The organism is Methylotuvimicrobium sp., from assembly GCF_050611805.1.
Taxonomy (GTDB): Bacteria; Pseudomonadota; Gammaproteobacteria; order Methylococcales; family Methylomonadaceae; genus Methylotuvimicrobium.
Window position 1 is genome coordinate 22539 of the sequence record NZ_JBNGHF010000031.1, and the last position, 19566, is coordinate 42104.

Below are 19566 nucleotides of genomic sequence, written 5' to 3' on the forward strand. Positions count from 1 at the left end.
CTACAACACTTACACCGGCTTGGTGAAGCCTCAAACTAACGTTCACCCTTCGACACGGCTCTCCTGAGCATAGCCGAATGGCTTAGGCCGAACGTTAGTTTGAGTCTCTCAACTGCTCTTTTTAGGTTTATCGCTTCATCATCCTGTCACAATATCTTTTTACGATCACGTATCGGGGTTCATATCAGCGGGGTGATCATGTATCTAATCAAATATCTGAAACTAGCGGACGTTTTCACGGTAGCGAATCTGTCCTGCGGAATTGTTTCCATCATCATGTCAATCGAAGGAAATTTCGTGCTCAGTGCAACTTTATTATTCATCGCGGTGATTTTCGACATATTGGACGGTAAAGTTGCCGGCTTGATGCATCAGAAGAATTCGTTCGGCAAACAAATCGATTCAATGTCGGATTTAATATCGTTCGGCGTCGCGCCGATGTTTCTCTTTTACGCCTTGCAAACACCGGCGCCCTGGGTATCGATTTTATTGTTATTTTTCATCACCTGCGGCATGTTCAGATTGGCCCGATACAACGTTTCGGAAGCGCAAGGTTTCGAAGGCGTACCGATTACGGTCAATGGCGTACTGTTTCCGGTTCTTTTTTTGATCTACTGCAATTTTCCGGAAAGCCTGAATGTATGGCCGTTCATTATTGTCATACAAGGCTTGCTGATGATTTCGACACTAAAAGTATCGCGAATCTTTTGAGGCTCGCTTATGAAAAACGTTAAGTTATGGCTGGCCATTATAAGCTTGATCATCGTGATGTCTTTTTACATGGCCGATATCGTGACGATCGACAATGTCAAGGCCAATGAAGCCAACCTGCGCGATTTCATCGAAGAACATTATGGCTTGTCGGTTCTGTTGTTTTTTGTCGCCTGCATGCTTTTCATCAACTCGCCGATTCCGCTGGCCGCCCCGCTGAAAGTGTTGGGCGGCTACTTTTTCGGATTCTATTGGGGGACCTTTTACAACATCGGCGCCACTCTATTGGCCTGCCTGGTCGGCTTCGGTGTTAGCCGTTACACATTCAAGGATCTATTCGAAAAACGTTATTACGATAGATTGAAGACGATCGAGAACGAAATCGAGACGAACGGATTCTATTATTTCTTGTCGTTGCGGTTAGTCATGGTCGTGCCCTATTTTCTGATCAATATTTTGGCCGGCCTGTCCCGAATTTCCTTCAGGAAATATGCAACGAGCACGCTAGCCGGCATTACGCCGGCTTCATTCATTTATGCGAATGGCGGCAACATGCTCGAACAAATCACTTCATTACAGGACATATTCCGATTCGACATCATCCTGTCATTGGCCGTAGTGGCATTGATCTCGCTGTGCCCGGTCATCATTAAGAAATACAGTTACAAAAGCTCTTAAAAATCAAAAACAAGTAACATGAATGCAATGAAGCCCATCGTCCTTCGTGTGCTGACATTAGTGAGGTCATCCTAACGATCATGAAGGTATGATCATCGCCCCGGCAAATGAAAGTGCGGGCGTGGCGGACCAGCATCAGCATCTCCCGGAAACAAAGCTCTGCGTCAAGCTCGATGCATTTACCGTCTTAGATGAACGTACTTCTCAATAGATAATCAGAATTAGAACCGCCCCTATTCAAACACTCAAACTCCCGATTTGCCAAAATTTAGATACTCGGTTCGATGTAAGAAACCTTTGGACCCTTGGCCAATTCAAGCAGGCTCATCAAAGATTCTACGAGTCGCTAATAACGAACGGGGCACCCCGATGCCCAAATTAGGTAGCAAAAATGTACCTGATTAGCAATATGTTTCCGCTTGCCGAAGCCAAGTATCCGCGCAGGGGCCAGTCGGAGTCGCAAAAACTACAATATGCTGTTAACCAAGCTTCCAGCTTGGGTAGCCTGTTTAGAAGTAACTATTCAGTCCCCCGGCAATTATCGTTCCCACGCTCTGCGTGGGAATGCCTGAGTACCGCTCCAGCGGTACGAGACGCTAGAGCGTCTCGGTCTTCATTCCCACGCCGGAGCGTGGGAACGATAGGGGGTGTGAATAATTACGTTTAGAAAGCTCTAGCCTCCCGACAATTAAGAAAGATTGAACGAGCGAGCGAGTAGGGACTGATTATGAATGAGCGAATGTTGCGCCGGCCTCAGGAAGCTAGAGCTTCCGGGGTGTCTTTCCCAAGCTGGAGCTCTCTTCGTTATACACACATATCGGTAAACTTGCTAAACAGAGATCATCGTATAACTGGAAACGGTGCTGTTTTATAAATCTTCGGATATTGGATATCAGTGGCTCCGAGATCGCGATCTGGGGATCGCTCCCACAGAGCATCCAGCCCCTTGTGGGAGCGGACGCCTTCGTCGTCCCTCACCTAACGCTAGGTGAGGGAAAGTCGGTTACGCTAAACAACAATAAAGGGTATCGGGGTCACATTTGCCAAGATAGCAAGACGGTATATCTACGACTTATGTATAACGGCGAGAGCTGGAGCTTGGGAAAGAGCGTGATGCGGGTTGGCCGTTTTTAGCTTGGCGCGCATGGCTTACGAACCTCGCCCTGCTAGGGATATGCTGATCTTTAGGCTTTAGCTGCAGCAATTCCCAGTTTGAGCATTTTCGCCGATCTTAGGGTATGGGGTATGCCTGTCGAGGAACGCCGTAAACCCATCCATGGGGGCTTGGCGGCAGCTCCCTGCTGCCGACATCCTCGCCAAGCACACCCCAAACCCTTTTTGATCCCCAAATTGGGAATTGCTGCTTTAGCTGAAGAAACTTGTTAATCAGGAAAATTTATGAGTCGCAAGCGAAATGGTTTTGATAATCCGCTAAGGATCTTCTGATCACTTCGTGAGCTTCCTCTCGACCATAAACATGTGTGATTTCGCAAATACTGGCTTCGTTAGGGAGATGTTTATAGGTCAGAAAATAATGTTTCAAGCGGTCAATATAGGATACCGGACAATCGGACACGTCATTCCATTGCCGGTAAAACGTGTCTCCTTTCATGACGGCAATAATTTTATCATCGGCTTCGCCGCCGTCTAACATACGAAACCCTCCGATGGGTATCGCTTGTAAAAGAATGTCGCCATGCGACACATTGCGCTCACTCAAAACACAAATATCCAACGGATCCCCGTCGCCTCCGGTTACCGATCTACCCGATTTCTGTTCGGCGAATTCGGCCACCTTTTCCGCACAAAAGGTTTGCGGTATGAATCCGTAAAGCGTGGGAATCATATTGGAAAATTTTTGCGGCCTATCGATTTTAAGAAAGCCGCTTACCTTATCGATCTCGTATTTGACGGTGTCCGACGGGACGATTTCGATAAAAGCGGTAACGATATTCGGGGCTTCGTCGCCCGGGTGTATACCGTGCCAGGGGTGAGCTCTATGTTTGGTATTCATTTACTAATTTGTTCTGAAGTTAAAAACGAAAAGGTTACGCTGCGGGAGAGCTTTGTATGCTCAGCTGCTATTAATGTACCAATCTAATAGAACTTGTCGAGTACGTCGAGGAATTGTTTATAAATTTTCTTAAATGGTTTGTTTCGATAACACAATAAAAAACATTTAGGCTAATCGCCTCGGCCCAAATCGGCAAGCTGCCTCCCTGCCGGAAGACAAAAGAGAGGCAGCATGGATTTGCAGTATATGGAATCGTTTGTAAATTTTTACAACGTATTAAAACAGAAGGTAATTAACTATTTACGGAATCTTTTGATTGCCTTTGGACCGGCTAAACGCTCCCATTTTTGGAATCCTTTAAGCGCCTTCGAACCGACCAACTGTCCCCGATCGATGCGGAAAACCGTGGTCGTGCCGCTGACTTCATTTGCGACGACCAATAACGGCACGCCCGGAATCGGGCTTTTCGATGCTTCAATTACGATTAAGCCTTCCGCCCCCAGGTCACCGGCGTCAGGTGTTCCTGGCTCGAAGCCAAAATCGCGGTTATTGATGTATTGCACGAACGTCGGGCGATAAGGATTGCTGATATCGTAAACCATCACGCCGCCAATACGCTCCAAGCCGATAAATGCATAAGTGCTACCCCACAATTTAGCGACTACGACACCTTCAGGCTCTGGCCCTTTATCGTCGCTGCGAGTCTCGAAACTGTTTTCGCGGTGATTGGAATTGAAATTTTCGGGGTAAACTTTAGCGGTGATGCGTTCAAAATCCGAACCGCTGTCATAGGCTTGTTTCATGCTGTCTGCGGCATAGATCGAAAACGAGCGGGCACCGAATGCATAAATGTCTTCGTAACACGAACCATCCGCACTTAAACCGTTTGCAGTCGTCACATTCAGACGGCCAAGATTAGTATTGTCGCGCAATTGAGAGAAAGTGGTGACACCCATTTCATTGTTGGCAAAGAAATCCAGAAAACGCGGCGAGTCTTCACACACGGGAATCTCACCCGACAAAGCGCGAAACCGGGAGGCTTCGACATAACCCGGATTGCCCTCCCACTCACGAGCATCGCCTTCGTTGGCCGTTACGATAAACGATTTTCCACGATATTCGTAATTGGCGATTGTGTCGGGCATATAAACGCCTAGCACGGGCCAATTCGTGATATTGATTTTGCCATCCCGATCGCTAACGTCGAGCTCGTTACCGGGCAGCATATGATCTTTAAATCCCAAGCCTTTTACCGCGGTGAATTTGCCGGTTTTGATGTCTAAAGTACCGATCGCGTTGTTTTCTTGTAACGACACCCATGCGGTTTTCGAATCTTTGGAAACGGTTATCCATTCGGGCTCCATATTTCTTGCGAAGCGTTTGCCGTCACCAGGATTAACATCAGGTCCGAAGATTCGAACTGAATCATCGAGATCGCTTTCTTTGAAACTTTCGAAGCCCGCCGTACGAACATGGCTTTGCGTCAATTGTGCGATTTGCTTGGGTAAGTCGATGATGCTGACCGAACCTTCCGGGTCGATCGTATAATCGTCGTTCGGTTCGCCTTCGTTGGCGACCAATACACGCTTGCCGTCCGGAGTAAACGTTAGTGCATCAGGCAAAGCGCCGACTTGTACGCTAGCCAAAACATTACCTTCGATATCGAGGAAAACGGCCTTGCCCGGATCGGTCTTGACTGCCGCTTCAACGGCTGCAGCTACCAAACCTTTATGAACGGCAACACTATTTATCACAGCACCGTAACCGGATAAATTGATATTAAATAGTAAGGTCGGTTTAGACGGATCTTTAATATCCAATACATTGATCTGACCGCTTTCGGCATTGACGACAAACAGACGTTGCGATTCTGGATCGTGTGCTACGATCTCAGCGGCAGCCTTGTCAAAAGTTCCCGTCGCGTAAGTACCGATAGGGTTTAAGTCAAGTTTAAACGGTTTACCGGCTTCAGCTTGTCCATTGAGGGCAAGACCCAATCCGATCAAACTACTTGCAAGGATGGTTTTATTCACGATTACTCCTAGCCTGGCGGGTTGAAAGGAAATACGCATAAGGTTAAATAAGTCGATGCCAGACCTTTTCAATCCTAAATAAGCAAGATTACATTTTGATGACTTTGAAATTTGCGTAGAAAACTCAAACCGAGGCAAGAGCCGCTTTCGTAATCGGCTGCCAAGAAGTGTATTATCTAACAGCACCGTAGTGTACGCATCGCGAACCTTTCCACGGCGCCCGAACTGACGAGAAGTCCCGACCCAGGTGCGCGATGCGCACCCTAGCACCCTACATCTGGCGCTTAGGATTTTGCGATAAATAACTTCTTGGAACTATGCGCTTTATTGAGCTTGAATTCGCCGCGATTAAAAAGAGGAAACACAGAAATGAGCTAAAATGGCTTTTTTCGACGGACTAGGCAAGAGCCGCTTTTTCTAATCGTCTTCCGATATGAGTTTTATGCAACCGCTTTCGACCTGTTATTAAAAATCGATTCTCTCCGGCGCTACACGCAACACCTCGCCTATCGTCGTCAGGCCCGACGCGACTTTTTCGGCACCGCTGAGCCGAAGCGGCTTCATGCCTTCCTTAATCGCTTGATGTTGCAATGCGGTTAAATCGCACCCTTCAGTAATGAGCGGCTGGATACCGGGGCTGTTTTCGAAAATCTCATAAATTCCGATGCGCCCGGCATAGCCGGTATTGTGGCATTCCTTACAACCTCTGGCTTGATAGACTTGCTTAGGGTGTGCAACTTTGAACGGCGCGACCAAGTTATGCCATTGCCGGCTATCGACCGGCGCGGCCGCTCTGCAATGCCGACATAGCACCCGAATCAATCGCTGCGCCATGATACCCAATACGGTCTGTTGAATCAGATAGCCCGGTACTCCCAAGTTGAGCAAACGAATGACCGCAGCCGGCGCATTGTTTGTGTGCAGCGTCGAAATCACCAAATGCCCGGTCAATGCGGCTTGCACAGCCATTTCGGCGGTTTCCAGGTCGCGAATCTCGCCGACCATGATGATATCGGGATCTTGTCGCATCAACGTGCGTATGCCGCTCGCAAAATCGAGTCCGATATTGTGTTGAACTTGCATCTGATTGAATAACGGCTCGATTTGCTCGATCGGGTCTTCGACTGTGCACAAATTGATTTCCGACGTCGCGAGCCGCTTTAGAGTCGAATACAACGTGGTCGTCTTTCCGGAACCCGTCGGCCCTGTGACCAAAATAATGCCGTGAGTTTGCGAAGTCATCCGGTTCCATATCGCCAACTCCTGCTTGTTGAAACCCAGTTGCCGGTAATCGCGCAACAAGACTTCGGGATCGAAAATACGCATCACCAGTTTCTCACCGAACGCAGTCGGCATCGTCGATAGCCTGAGTTCAATCTCCTTACCGTTAACATTTTGGGTTTTGACTCGACCGTCTTGAGGCAGTCGCTTTTCGGCAATATTCATTCGCCCCAAAATCTTGAGTCGACTCAAAACCGCATTCATAATCGGCATCGGCAACTGATAAACGTGATGCAAAATGCCGTCGATGCGAAAACGGACGTTGCCTTGGAGGCGGCGCGGTTCGATGTGGATATCGCTGGCGCGTTGGTCGAAGGCGTATTGCAAAAGCCAATTGACCAAATTGACGATATGCTGATTATTGACATCGAAATCGGATTGCTTGCTAAGTTCGACTAATTGTTCGAAATTTTGGCCTCCGGCACGGCTATCGCCATTGGTTTGGCCCCCTGCGCCTTTGAGCGAGCGCGAGAAATTATAAAACTCTTCGGTATAACGCTTGATTTCATCGGGGTTAGCGAATACCAAGCTAATATTGCCGCTATGCATCTTGGCAAGATCGATTTGCCAAGAACCGATATCGGGTTCGGCCGTTGCAATCACGACTTCATCATCACTGACTTTAATCGGAAGTATGTTGTAATGAGTGGCGTAAGCCTTACTAAAGATAGCGGTAACGCTCGGCACATCGATTCGCAAGGGATCGAAATAGTAATAAGTCATCCCTAATTTGTCGGCCAGCCATTGGGTCAGCTCTTCCTGAGTCAACAATTTGCCGAGCCGGGTCTTATCGCCGATTTCACATTCGGTCAATATTTTCAGCGGATGTTTGTGCTTGTTGATTGAGGCATTGGCGTATTGCCTGCATTTTTCAAGATCCTTAGTCGACAGCATACCGTCTCGATCAAGCCAATCGATAACCCGGTCGATATCTAGTTTTTTGTCTTCCGTATTGAATTCTACCCGCATAAGCCTTATTTAATTCAAGGATTGTCTATACAGCTTAGCTAAAATTTTAGAGTCCGGTTCGCATTACAATCGATTTCTAACAAATCATAGGCATTGCAAAAATCGTCTTATTGCATTCTTTTAGCTGTTACTATACTTCGCTCTGTCATGATTGCGACTTTTATGGCAATACTATTTTGTTCGACGCTAACAGGGAGGTCAGCGTTTATAAGCGCTGACTTGGCGCGTATTCTATGGTGCATTTTCGGCATTATTCGTCATATCGGCATGTGAATTGCCGATATAAAGGCTATATGGATGTAAAGCTACCCTTTGCCATCCCCGGCACTGGATTCCGCCAATCCCTGACGAAATGACGCGGTATTTCCTTAAGTTGGCGCCTATGAGTTAAGTGATAGACTGCCTGAGCGGGGCGGAGCATGTACCCCGTCCCGAACCTTTCAACTGCGACTGAAGCCCATGAAAACGTTTCGAGCAGGTTGAATAACCCGCCCAGCAAAGTCCAATAGGCGCAGGTTGCTTATGCCGAATCAACGCCTACTATTAACGCAAACATAGCCAAATTTAAACACATGAATTAAGTAAGATATTTGTAAGCAAATTTTAATAAGCTATTAAAATTTTAGTTTTACACTTTCCATTTTCAGCTCACTTATTCTATTTTCTTAGTAATGACGCAAAAAGCATTCAGTCAAACCGTACTCAGGACATTGTTTGATTACCTGCTGTCGGAAATGGGCAGTTCGGCACATGATAAAGGCCTGCATCAACATGAAGTTCCGTCCAGCGCCGTTTCGGATAACTTTCATTTAACGGCCAACAAGCTTGGATTGATTAGCCATGAGCTGATGCTGACGATCGATCAAGCCGCGATCGCCTCCGGGCATTTAACGCAACTACTCAAACCCCTTGATGACGGGCGCTGGCTGGTGTTGGCCGGCTTTAGCCGGGGCCGGATCAAAGCCACATTGATCGATGGTCACGTAGTCACGGCACGGGTGCTCAAACTCAATGAACTCATGAAGTTGCTCGATTGCCCTAGCGACCGTTTACTCGAATGGCATTTGGTAGAATTAAAGGCGTCGATGGATGCTTCTTCCCATGATGAACATGGTCACGAACACATGCCGCCTTTACAACGGCTGTTTGAAATGATCAAAGTCGAGAAAAAAGACCTGTGGCATGTCATTGTGCTGGCCATCGCTTCCGGATTGTTGAGCCTTGCAACACCTGCCGCGGTACAGTCGCTCGTCAACACGGTGGCCTTGGGCGGCATGATGCAGCCGTTGACGGTATTATCGACGCTATTGTTTATCTTTTTGGTGTTTTACGGCGCGATTTCGATAGTACAGTCTTACTTGGTCGAGTTGATTCAGCGCCGCGTGTTTGTCCGCATGGCGGCCGATCTCGGCAACCGGCTACCGAATGTAGAATGGTCGAAATACGACGATAAAAACGGTCAGGAATTGGTTAACCGTTTTTTCGATATCCTTACAGTACAAAAAGCCGGAGCCTTTTTGCTGTTGGACGGCTTCGCCATTGCCCTGCAGGGCATCATTGGCTTACTGGTATTGGCCGCTTATCATCCGTTGCTGTTACTGTTCGGTTTGCTTGTGGTCTTATGGATTGCTTTCGTTATTTTTGTACAGGGCCGCAAAGGCGTTGAAACCTCGATAGAGGAATCCTATGCCAAATACGCAGTGGTCGCCTGGCTGGAAACTTTAGCGCGCAACGGCCAAACTTTTAAGTTTTCGGGCGGACCGGAACTCGCGCGAGAGCGTACCGATGAATTGGCTTATGAATACTTAAATACACGTAAAAGCCATTACCGTATTCTTTTGAATCAACAATACAGTCTTTACGCCTTATATGCCGTAGCCAGTACGACATTATTGGCCGTTGGAGGGATATTAGTCATGGAAGGACAGCTCAGTCTCGGGCAATTGGTTGCGGCCGAATTGATCGTTTCCGGCGTACTCGTTTCGTTCGCTCAATTAAAAAAGAAATTGGAAAGTTATTACGATTTAATGGCGGGAGTCGACAAGCTGGGACATTTACTCGACCTGACGGTCGAACGGGAAACCGGAGACGTGTTAAAACTGTCGGAACCGGCGCATGTCGGAGTTTATGATTTAGCGTTGACCTATCATAATCGCTATACAGCGTTTAAAAATATGACCTTCGAAATCATGCCCGGCGAAAAGGTTGCGCTATTCGGAGGTCCAGGAACGGGCAAATCATCGCTCGCCGAATTGTTGACAGGACTGCGCTTACCCAGTCACGGCCATGTCGAAATCAATCATATCGATATGCGCGAAATTCGCTTGGAAAGTCTCCGGCAATCGGTCGCGGTGGCCGGGCGCACTGAAATAATTGAGGATACGATCATCGAAAATGTTCGCCTAGGCAGACCCGACATCAGTGTGCACCAAGTTCGAGATATAGTGAATCGTTTAGAAATCTTTCCCGACCAAAAACAATTGCCGGAAGGTCTTTATACCGTGCTCAACTCGGCCGGTTCTCCGCTATCGTCCAGCCAGGCACAAAAATTGTTGCTCGCCCGCGCGATCATCGGAAATCCGCGTGTATTGATTCTCGATGAACTGCTCGACGACTGGAAACATTTCACCGACAGCCCAGCCCGCGATGTATTATTCGCGGATGATGCGCCATGGACTTTGTTGTTGTTGACCGGGTCGAAAACAATTGCACAACTTTGTCAACGAACCATCGATTTATAGATTCATTGGCCTCATGCAGACACAAGATCATCATCCATTATTATCGGTATTAAGCGCTTCACAGACCCCTCGCTTTGTCGGACAGATTGTGACGATATTCGCCTGGCTGTTCATTCTGATACCGATATTCGCACTGTTTTTGCCCTGGCAACAAAACGTCAATGGTACAGGATATGTCTCGGCATTTGCCCCGCTTGAGCGACAACAAACCGTCGATTCGACGGTCTCAGGGCGAATCTTGCAATGGCACGTCAAGGAAGGCGCAAAGGTGAAAAAAGGCGATTTGTTGGTCGAAGTGAGCGATATCGACCCGTTATTGCCCGAACGCTTGAAACGGCAACGTGAAGCCAATATGGCCAAACTGGACGCTAAACAACGGGAACTCGCCTCTTACGAAATCCAAATCGACAGCTTGCTGACCGTGCGCGACATGAAAGTCACCGCAGCGCAGTATAAATTGGACATGGCTCGGCAGAAGGTTGCTGCGGCATCCGAAGCTTTGGTTTCGGCGCAAGCATCATACGAAACGGCGCAACTGCAGCAAAAACGATTTTCACGCTTGTTGGGCGACGGCCTGGTTTCGCGGCGCGATTTCGAAGTTGCCGAACGCGACGCAATCGTCGGGATTCGCTCGCTAAACAGTGCGAAAGCCTCTCTGCAATCTGCAAAAGCCGAACAAAATGCCGCAGAGGCCGATATCAATCAAATTCGCGCCGATGCACAAGCCAAGATCGATTCGACAAGCGCATCGAAGAACAAAATACTCGGCGAAATCGAGGATATCCGTAACAGCCTCGTCAGCAACGATGTCAGTATTGCCCGACAAAAATCGCAACGCATTACTGCGCCTCGAAGCGGCACCGTCTTACGCTTATTGGTAAATCCGCAAGGCCAAATCGTCAAACAAGGCGATCCGCTGTTGATTCTGGTACCGGATATCGATGCTCGCGCGGTCGAAGTTTGGGTTTCCGGTAACGATGCGCCTCTGATTTTGCCAGGACATCATGCTCGATTGATGTTCGAAGGATGGCCCGCGATTCAATTCGTCGGTTGGCCTGAAGTCGCGGTCGGTACGTTCGGCGGCACTGTCGCCTTCGTCGATGCGAGCGACAATGGCCAAGGTAAATTCCGCGTAATGATCGTACCCGACGAAAGCGATCATTTGTGGCCTTCCGAGCGCTTTTTACGCCAAGGCGGCGCTGTCAAGGCTTGGATTCTGCTGGAACAAGTCAGTATCGGCTTCGAAATATGGCGGCAGTTGAACGGCTTCCCGCCGATGTTGACGCCGGAACATCCATATCGCGATCTAGACCGTATTCAAACATACAGAAAATCCGATAAATAGCGCGTATTAACGAGAACAGACGATTTATGTTGAAAACTCATTTCCCGGTTGCACGCCTTCACCGAAATTTGACGGTTTCCAGTGCATTCGCTTTATTGTCGGGTTGTTCTTTCTATTTCGATACCGGGCCGAAACCGGAGCTGGCGCAAAAAGTCGAAGAACGTATGCAACGTGAAGAAGATTTAGCGCTGCCGGATCTGTCGAGAGCCGAGCCGAAATCACTCGACACCGCGATTGCCGAATTCAGAGCCGACCCGAAAAAACTGGATTTGACAGCACCTCCCGTTGTGCTCGAGGAAAAAGACACAAAAGAAGCCCCGGAAGAAAGCCATGCGCTGACGATCGCCGATGCGCGTGCTATGGCGCTGACCAACAATCTCGACTTGAAAATCGCACTGATCGACCCGAGCATCGCCGCCACGGTCGTCAGCGAAGAAGAGGCCCGGTTTGACGATCTGATTTTCGCGCGCGCCAAGTATTCGAATAAAGACACGCCTTTTCTCTACGGCGATGTCGTAAACTTCAAGGCTGTCGACAAAAACTCGCCGTTGAATGACGAAATCGCCAAGCTAGGCTACATGCCGCAAAGCGCCGAACAATGGGATGTCGAGGCCGGCATCATGATTCCGCTACGAACCGGCGGAACAGTGACACTCAGTACCCCGCTCGAAAACAAAAGCAAAAGCCGCTTCGTGGCCTCCGACCAATACCGAAGCGCGCTGCGTTTTTCGATGAGCCAGCCGCTACTGCGCGATGCCGGTATATCGACCAATGTGGCCGGTATTCGGATCGCACGCTACGAACAACAAATCGTCGACCTCAAAACCCGACTGCAATCGATCCGCGTATTAGCAACGGTCGACAAGGCCTATTGGGCGCTTTACGCCGCCTGGGGCGAATTGGACATCCGCCGTCAACAATACGAAATCGCACAGCAAAATCTAACGATGGTCAAACGCCGCGTCGAAGAAGGACTGACCGCCGCGATCGAAATCAACCGAGCCGAAATCGGCGTGGCCGAACGCATGGAGGCTTTGATCGTCGCAAATACCCGTCTCAAACTTAGTCAACGCCAGTTACTTCAGTTTCTCAACGACAAGCGTTACGGCATCGATACCTCCACGATTATGATTCCCGAAACCTCGCCGATGCTGGTCAGTTTCGATTTCGACCGCGAAGCTCTAGCCCGAAAAGCATTGGACGGCCGCCTAGAATTGCTGGAGTTGGAATTAAAACTCGCTGCCGACGCTACCAAGATCGACTATTTGGAAAACCAAACGCTACCGATGTTCATGCTGGACTACAGCTACGGTTCGCAAGGCCGCGACTCCAACGATTTCGGGGGGGCTTACGGCGATACGTTTACCGGGCGCTACGACGATTGGTCGGTCGGCTTGAGACTGGAAATTCCGTTGACCAACGAACTGCGCAAATCGCGCCTGTCACGTGCCGTGCAACAAAGGCTACAACGTCTAACGACGCGCGATTTAAAAGAACTGACCGTGCGCAGGGAAATTTACGATGCGATGGACACCGTATCGCAAAATTGGCAACGTATCATCGCGGCCCGGCAAAACGTCGTACTGGCCGGGGCCAACTACGACGCGGAACTCAAGCAATTTGAAGAAGGCTTACGGACGATGACCGAAGTATTGGAAATGCTCACCAAACTGGGCGATGCGCAAATGAAGGAAGTCAGGGCTATTGCCGATTATCAAGTCGGGTTGATCGACCTAGCTTATGCAACCGGCACCCTTCTCGGTTACAGCAAAGTCGATCTGGCGGGATTGATCTCGAAATGACGGAACTCGAGACTCATAAGAAGTACAATGTGTTTATGAAAATTACACGGCCAATCCTGGATCAGTCACTGCCCGTATCCGCATACTTATCGCCATCGAAACGATATACGGGGTCTTCGACCGGTTTAACCGGGTGTTGCTCATCGCCGCTTTGGGTGCCGGTTCGTGCGACTAATAAATCCGGATAGCCGTGATGAATATCGCTTAATACCGAAATAGTGCCGGTATAAGACCAACAAGGAATCGTAATCCCGGAAGGCAGCGGCTCATCGTCGCAGGCCCCGGCATTATTGCCGCCGGTCTGCACAAAGCCTAAATCCGTCCAGGTCATGCCGTCGAAACCGAACAACACCTTGCCCTCATCGAAATAACCGCCCATGCCGTAGCCGAAATCGAGCATGAACGCGATCCTCTTGGGCGATAAAGTCAAAATTTCCGCCTGCTTAATATCGGGCGCTTCGCCCCAGGAACCGATTTCACCGATTCCTGTTTGCATGCCGATTGCGCGCCAGCCATCCGAATCCAACCGGTAAGTCGCCGCACCGACCTTGACGCCTTGCACATGACTATCCAGCGGCGTGCCCGTTTCCGGGTCGATTTTCTGAGTCTTGCCGAATATCACATGATAATCATGACCGCCGATCGCGAAACTTTGCTCGAACCAAAAACCGGCTAATTCCCCGGATTCGGTTTTAATCGATTCGCCGGAGAATTCGTTATCGTACAATTCTTGCAATGCGGCGGAAGTATCCGGTTTCGAAAAGCGACTAACCGTTTCGGGCGCGGTTTCTTGCGCCAAGTCGAAAACTGTCCGGTCTAGGGAAAAATAAGCCGCCAAACCGATCACCGCTAGCGTCGCGATCGAGCCGATGAACAGTGTTTTCCTGGATTTTGGACCGTTATCAGTTTGCATAATAGTGTTAGCGGGTAAGCTTGCCGATGAATAAGCCTAAAAACTCAACCGCGCGCCGGTATAGACGAAGCGCCCGGCTTGCGGCAGCGCATAGGACTCCTGATAGTCCGCATCGAGAATATTATCGGCACCTACATAAATAGCGGCCTGATTATTGAAAAAACTGTAGTTCAGTTTCATATTCAATAAAGTGTATGCCTCTAGCCGCGCTTTTTGCAGCGGTAAATTGCGCGAATAGTAATATTCGTCGGCGACATGCATCACGTTCAAATAACCGGAAAATCCATAACCGAACTGATAATCGGTCTCGAACGCCAGTTTGTGCTTCGGGCGGTATTGTAACTCGTCGCGGCCTTCGCTGTCGGACCGGTCCCGGCTGTGGAGATAAGTGTAACTGGTGCGCAGCAGCAAGTCGTCGATAAAACGGGATTCGCCGATGATTTCTACGCCCTGGAACTCGTATTTGGCAAAATTACGGAAGAAACCGTCATTATCGCGTTCGATAAAATTTTCAACATCGTTCAAAAAGCCGGTCACGCCGATTTGAGTCCTTCCCGGCAATTGTTGCATGATGCCTGCCTCATAATTATAAGATGTCTCGAAGCGCAGATTCGGGTCGCCGCCGTTGCCGTCGTATAGTTGGCGTATCGACGGCACTCTGATTTTGCGCGACGCCGACGCGCGTAAACGCGTATCGGTCGGCAGGTCGTAATGCGCGCCGGCAATGAAGGAGCTGTCGTCCGCACTGCTGTTATCGTCCCGAAATAGCCAGTGATGTCCGTAGCCCAATGCTATGCCGAGATTATCGATCGGTGAAAAGGTCAGTTCGGCGGCCGTCGAGACGACGCCGATGCTTCGGTTTTCATCGACGTCGCGCAGTCCGAAGCGTTGCGAAGCACCACCACCTCCGCCACCGCCACCCCCTCCGCCGGCAGACAGACTGACATCGCGAATAACGCCTTGCTGCTCCCAACTTTCCTCGCGCGCATCGCCCATGATCGTCAGTTGCCCACCCCAGCCATGATCGTAGCTGGTTTGCGTATGGCCGCCGGCGATTCGGGTCGAGCTGTTTAGGTCAAACGTACCGTTGACGCGATCATTGCTCATCGACGACAGGGTCGCGTCGTCGTATCGGTTGCCCTGCTCGTCGACGATGTTCAGGTAAGCCCAATTTTTCGACGACCAAGGCCCTTCGGGATCATAGGCCACCGAGAATTGGGACGCATAAATCGCTTCGTCATTGACCCGTTCGTAACGCGGGCGGTTGGCGAATACGTCGGTATTGTCGTTGATCACGCTCGATGGAATGCCGTGTTCACCCTGGGCGTGATTGAACGAAAGCCCGAGACTCCAATCGTCGTTGGGACGGTAACCGGCGTTGGCGTAGACGTTGGTTCGGCGCCGATCGCTGTTATTTCTAAGTCCTCCGCTTTCCTCCGGCGTACCGACGAAATCGCGAGACAATGGAAAACCGTCGCGGTCCTGATGGCTCAGGCTGACTCTGAAATCGGCATTGTCGATGCCGCCGGACGCGCTACCCCAGATGCGTTGATGGCCGCGATCACCGACCTCACCAGCCGCTTGCGCATGAAAACCCGTAGCGCCTTTTTTCGTGATGATGTTGATCACGGCCGCCTCGGCACCTTCGCCGTAGAGTTCCGAACTGGCGCCGGAAGTCAGTTTGATTTTCGCGATCGATTCGGTCGGAATCATAGTCGGATCGAATTGGCCGTCGAATGTCGAATTGAACGGTACGCCGTTGATCAGCAGCTTGACTTGCCGGGTTCTGAAGCCTCTGACATCGATGCGCGGTGTACCGTCGGCACCGGTACGAATATTGACACCGGGCAACAGTTCGATCGCTTCGTCGAGCGTTCTGGCGGCCTTGCGCTCGATATCCAACGCATTCAGTTCGTAGACCGTCGCGATCGCTTCGACGCCAGGATCTTCGCCGCGTACGACGATTTCGCCTAAATGGTAAACTTCATCGTCGGCCATGTCCGAAGCCGTAGCCAACGGTAAAAACAAAGCCAGAGAGCAGCCTGCCAGGCGGATTTTAGCGGTGTGTTCGTGTGTTGCGGATCGAGTCATGATTAAGAGCCTCGCCGAGACTGGAATTAGCGATGAAAAAAGAGGTGACGACGTTGCGAGAATCCGGCCAGCACCGCACCGGCCAAGCCGCCGATAAAGCCGAAACCGAAATGCGTCGATACCGGATACCACAAACCGCTGGTCAAGGAATGATGCTCGATGCCTAGATAGAACAGTTCGATCCAGTTCAGCAGAGGACGCACCGAATGCGCGGCGGCCGCGATCAGCGCCAGGTAAAAAGCATAGCGCCGCCACTGCTTGTCGGCCCGATACAGCAGATCGACGATGACGCCGGTTATCCAATAAGAGGCGGCGGCCAGCGGCTCGATCGCGCCTGCAAGCGGCAATAAAGAAGCCGATGCCGCGCCGAATGCCGTAACCGTCGCGGCCCAACGATAGGTCGAGCCGGTCCGGGCGAAAATCAGAATTGCCATCCATTCCAGGCCGTGACGGCCCGGCATTCTGAGCGGCCAGCGAAACAATTCATGCAGCACGACTGCCAAAACGCCGGCCGCCAGCAGCCACGCCATCGTTTTCAGACCGGCCCGGTCGCTCAATTCAATAGGTTTTAATGACGGATTTAGGGACAACCCGCCACCGATCGTTTGTATCGTCATTCGTTTTCTCCACCAATAAAACAGCTTTTCCGTCCAGCAGCACCGGGCGGGCCCATTCGCTCATCGACACGATCGCACCGGAATCGCTGACAGCGATGCCTTCGACGGTTTGCACTCGCTCGATATCGGTCAATTCCTGCAGCCGGCTCAAGGGATAGTCGCCCGGCTCCAATTCGCGCACGCCGCGCAAGCCGATGTAACGACCGTCGTTGCCTCCTGCGCGCAAGCCGACGGCCGCCAACGACCCGATCACGCCGCCCTGATCGCCGGTCAAGCCTTCCAGATGAAAGCCGGAACGCTTCGCCAACGAACGGCTGTCTTGTTGCGTGAACACTTCGGATTTCGCTCGTCGGCCGAAACCCCGGATGTCGGCGCCGACTTCGCCGGCCGGCGCGATGCACAAGCCGGCATCGGAACCTTCCGCGCATTCGCGCAGCAAGTAATCGCGGCAAAATTCGGTCAGGTCTTCCATTTCCCTGGATTCGACGGCAACCGCCATGCACGCGGAACTGTTATGCGACGTATAAGGAATCAACGGGCTGACGAACAACTGATGACGCGTGATGCCGAATACCCGCGCGATCCGGTTTTCGGTCAGCAACCTACCCAATTCGCGCACCAGAAACCCGGTTCCCCGGCTTTCGAGATTATCGGTATCGTCGATGCCGATCAGTAAGTCGATTGCGTGCATTTGTGTTTTTTATACTTAAATAGGTTAAAAAATGGTTATCCATGTAAAAAATGCATATTAACACACAAATATGGGCTTAAAAATCTTACAGATTTTGAGGGTAGGGATCTAAGGAGGTGACTAAATGTGAGTAAGGACGAAAAAGCTTGGCGCAAAATTTTTCTCCTGATTAGCAAGATGCTTCAGCTTGCCGAAACCAAGTGTCCAAGCAGGGGTCAGTCGTAGTCGCAAAAAAATAAAATATTCTGTTACCCAAGCTCCAGCTTAGATAACCTGTTCAGGAAGCTCTTGCCCTGAGCATGTCGAAGGGGGAGCTTCCGGGGTGTTTTTCCCAAGCTGGAGCTTGGGAAAGAGCGTGATGTGGGTGGCCGTTTTTAGCTTGACGCGCATGGCTTACGAACCCCGTCTTTCTAGGGGTTATGTCGATCTTTGGGCTTTAGCTGAAGAAACTTGCTAATCAGGATTTTTCTTGAACGATTGCTCGATAAACCTAAAAAGAGCAGTTGACATGTGTTGTAGACCGTTCGTGCTGAGCCAAGTCGAAGCATGAAGGGTCTACAACACTTTCACCGTCTTGGTGGAGCCCCAAACTACCGTTCACCCTTCGACGGGCTCAGGGCGAACGGTAGTTTGAGGCTCTCAACTGCTCTTTTTAGGATAAAGGATGAGGGGGATTCAGATCGGGGGCATTACAGATCGGGTCACTGACCGGGAGATGGAGCATGTGTTGACCCACACAGGTCCGATTAGCAGGATCGGACGCAAGGATTTATCGCAGATTCAATACCACCTTCCCGGAGCCTGACAATTCATAACCGCCCAGCTCTTCGGCTTTTTCGATGAAGGAGGGAGATCGGGTCAGTTCCAACAAGTTTTGGATCGGCGACTCGAAATAGTCGAAGCGGCGCATCACCAGATCGAAACGTTCCTTCGCCAGCGGAATGAAATCCAGGCGCAGTTGCCGTGCGACCGACGCGACCGCGATGCCGACATCGGCCTTGCCGCTCGAGATCGTCAGGCCGACGTCGATTTCGGTACGCGCAGGCTTATCAGTAGTCTTGATGAGCATCTTGTCGACTCCCGCCTGTTCGAACAAATGATCGAGCAAAATCCGGCTGCCGGCACCGCTTTGCCGGTCGATTAGCAACGCGTTTTTATCGGTGATGTCTTCGAGCGAATGCAACTCTAGCGGATTGCCCGGCGCGACGATCAGTCCCTGTTGCCGCCAGGCCCATTCGATCGCTACGACACCGTGATCCGGCAGCGCATTCTTGATTGCCTGCGTGTTGAATTCGCCGCTGGCAGTGTCGAGCACATGCATGCCGCAGATCAACGCCTCGCCGGCCGCGAATCGGCCCAAGCCTTCCATGCTGCCGGTCGTTTGCATCGCTATCGGCCGACCGCTTTCCCTGAGCGCCCATTCCAGCAGCGGGTCGTGACTGCCGACGACGATCTCGGGCGCGCTTCTCAGCAATGCATCTTGCGAGACCGATTCGCTGTTTTGCATCAGCCACATGTCGATCAGATAACGCGGAAACAGCCATTTTCCGGTCACGCGCGTACACGGAATCTGCTTTTGATTGATCAGGTCGTAAATTTTGCGCTCTTTGACGCGCAAATAATCGGCGACCTCGTGCACGGTCATCATGTCTGACAAAAGTAAAGCCTCGATGGAAAACT

The 19566-nt window shown here is 50.6% G+C and carries 13 protein-coding genes; 5 read left to right on the forward strand and 8 right to left on the reverse strand.

From position 1 onward, the window contains the following. Window positions 1–198: 198 nt before the first annotated feature. Together pssA and ACRJJO_RS14840 are read left to right on the forward strand one after the other, a co-directional pair. Entirely contained in the window at window positions 199–711 is a 513-nt protein-coding gene (gene pssA / locus ACRJJO_RS14835; protein ID WP_431066460.1) for a CDP-diacylglycerol--serine O-phosphatidyltransferase, read from the forward strand. 9 nt (window positions 712–720) lie between these two features. Further along, the gene (locus tag ACRJJO_RS14840) at window positions 721–1389 is read left to right on the forward strand and encodes a TVP38/TMEM64 family protein (RefSeq protein WP_431066461.1); all 669 of its coding nucleotides are present in this window, start codon (window positions 721–723) and stop codon (window positions 1387–1389) included. 1396 nt (window positions 1390–2785) lie between these two features. Here ACRJJO_RS14840 and ACRJJO_RS14845 read toward each other — a convergent pair. From ACRJJO_RS14845 to ACRJJO_RS14855, 3 genes are all read right to left on the reverse strand, one after another. Continuing rightward, a complete protein-coding gene (locus ACRJJO_RS14845) occupies window positions 2786–3403 on the reverse strand; it encodes an inorganic pyrophosphatase (protein WP_404359305.1) in 618 nt (205 codons plus the stop codon). A 296-nt stretch (window positions 3404–3699) separates the two neighbouring features. Further along, entirely contained in the window at window positions 3700–5436 is a 1737-nt protein-coding gene (locus tag ACRJJO_RS14850) for a choice-of-anchor I family protein (protein ID WP_431066462.1), read from the reverse strand. A 465-nt stretch (window positions 5437–5901) separates the two neighbouring features. Next, window positions 5902–7686, reverse strand: a complete 1785-nt coding sequence (locus ACRJJO_RS14855) for a GspE/PulE family protein (protein ID WP_431066463.1) — start codon at window positions 7684–7686, stop codon at window positions 5902–5904. A 671-nt stretch (window positions 7687–8357) separates the two neighbouring features. On the opposite strand from ACRJJO_RS14855, the gene ACRJJO_RS14860 reads away from it, so the two are divergent. The 3 genes from ACRJJO_RS14860 to ACRJJO_RS14870 are packed head-to-tail and all read left to right on the forward strand — an operon-like array spanning window position 8358 to window position 13574. Then, on the forward strand, window positions 8358–10427 hold the full coding sequence (locus ACRJJO_RS14860; RefSeq protein ID WP_431066464.1) for a peptidase domain-containing ABC transporter: 2070 nt from the start codon (window positions 8358–8360) through the stop codon (window positions 10425–10427). Between the two features lie 13 nt (window positions 10428–10440). Next, window positions 10441–11772: an HlyD family secretion protein gene (locus ACRJJO_RS14865; protein ID WP_431066465.1), complete on the forward strand. Its 1332-nt coding sequence runs from the start codon at window positions 10441–10443 to the stop codon at window positions 11770–11772. 26 nt (window positions 11773–11798) lie between these two features. Next, the gene (locus tag ACRJJO_RS14870; RefSeq protein ID WP_431066466.1) at window positions 11799–13574 is read left to right on the forward strand and encodes a TolC family protein; all 1776 of its coding nucleotides are present in this window, start codon (window positions 11799–11801) and stop codon (window positions 13572–13574) included. A 61-nt stretch (window positions 13575–13635) separates the two neighbouring features. On the opposite strand, the gene ACRJJO_RS14875 is transcribed toward ACRJJO_RS14870, so the two are convergent. From ACRJJO_RS14875 to ACRJJO_RS14895, 5 genes are all read right to left on the reverse strand, one after another. After that, window positions 13636–14487, reverse strand: a complete 852-nt coding sequence (locus ACRJJO_RS14875) for a hypothetical protein (RefSeq protein WP_431066467.1) — start codon at window positions 14485–14487, stop codon at window positions 13636–13638. 36 nt (window positions 14488–14523) lie between these two features. Beyond that, window positions 14524–16578 (reverse strand): TonB-dependent receptor plug domain-containing protein, encoded by a 2055-nt coding sequence (locus ACRJJO_RS14880; RefSeq protein ID WP_431066468.1) that lies wholly within the window; start codon window positions 16576–16578, stop codon window positions 14524–14526. A 26-nt stretch (window positions 16579–16604) separates the two neighbouring features. Then, window positions 16605–17195, reverse strand: a complete 591-nt coding sequence (locus ACRJJO_RS14885) for a hypothetical protein (protein ID WP_431066469.1) — start codon at window positions 17193–17195, stop codon at window positions 16605–16607. Further along, complete coding sequence (locus tag ACRJJO_RS14890; RefSeq protein ID WP_431066470.1) at window positions 17137–17886, reverse strand: hypothetical protein; 750 nt, start codon at window positions 17884–17886, stop codon at window positions 17137–17139. Before ACRJJO_RS14890 ends, ACRJJO_RS14885 begins: the two co-directional genes overlap by 59 nt. A 769-nt stretch (window positions 17887–18655) precedes the next feature. Then, complete coding sequence (locus tag ACRJJO_RS14895) at window positions 18656–19531, reverse strand: substrate-binding domain-containing protein (RefSeq protein ID WP_431066471.1); 876 nt, start codon at window positions 19529–19531, stop codon at window positions 18656–18658. Window positions 19532–19566: the final 35 nt, after the last annotated feature.

Coding starts and splice junctions, on each gene's coding strand:
- ACRJJO_RS14840 (WP_431066461.1), top strand. CDS start 721: ATGAAAAACGTTAAGTTATGGCTGGCCATTATAAGCTTGATCATCGTG.
- pssA (WP_431066460.1), top strand. CDS start 199: ATGTATCTAATCAAATATCTGAAACTAGCGGACGTTTTCACGGTAGCG.
- ACRJJO_RS14880 (WP_431066468.1), bottom strand. CDS start 16,578: ATGACTCGATCCGCAACACACGAACACACCGCTAAAATCCGCCTGGCA.
- ACRJJO_RS14895 (WP_431066471.1), bottom strand. CDS start 19,531: ATGACCGTGCACGAGGTCGCCGATTATTTGCGCGTCAAAGAGCGCAAA.
- ACRJJO_RS14855 (WP_431066463.1), bottom strand. CDS start 7,686: ATGCGGGTAGAATTCAATACGGAAGACAAAAAACTAGATATCGACCGG.
- ACRJJO_RS14875 (WP_431066467.1), bottom strand. CDS start 14,487: ATGCAAACTGATAACGGTCCAAAATCCAGGAAAACACTGTTCATCGGC.
- ACRJJO_RS14845 (WP_404359305.1), bottom strand. CDS start 3,403: ATGAATACCAAACATAGAGCTCACCCCTGGCACGGTATACACCCGGGC.
- ACRJJO_RS14870 (WP_431066466.1), top strand. CDS start 11,799: ATGTTGAAAACTCATTTCCCGGTTGCACGCCTTCACCGAAATTTGACG.
- ACRJJO_RS14885 (WP_431066469.1), bottom strand. CDS start 17,195: ATGACGATACAAACGATCGGTGGCGGGTTGTCCCTAAATCCGTCATTA.
- ACRJJO_RS14890 (WP_431066470.1), bottom strand. CDS start 17,886: ATGCACGCAATCGACTTACTGATCGGCATCGACGATACCGATAATCTC.
- ACRJJO_RS14860 (WP_431066464.1), top strand. CDS start 8,358: ATGACGCAAAAAGCATTCAGTCAAACCGTACTCAGGACATTGTTTGAT.
- ACRJJO_RS14865 (WP_431066465.1), top strand. CDS start 10,441: ATGCAGACACAAGATCATCATCCATTATTATCGGTATTAAGCGCTTCA.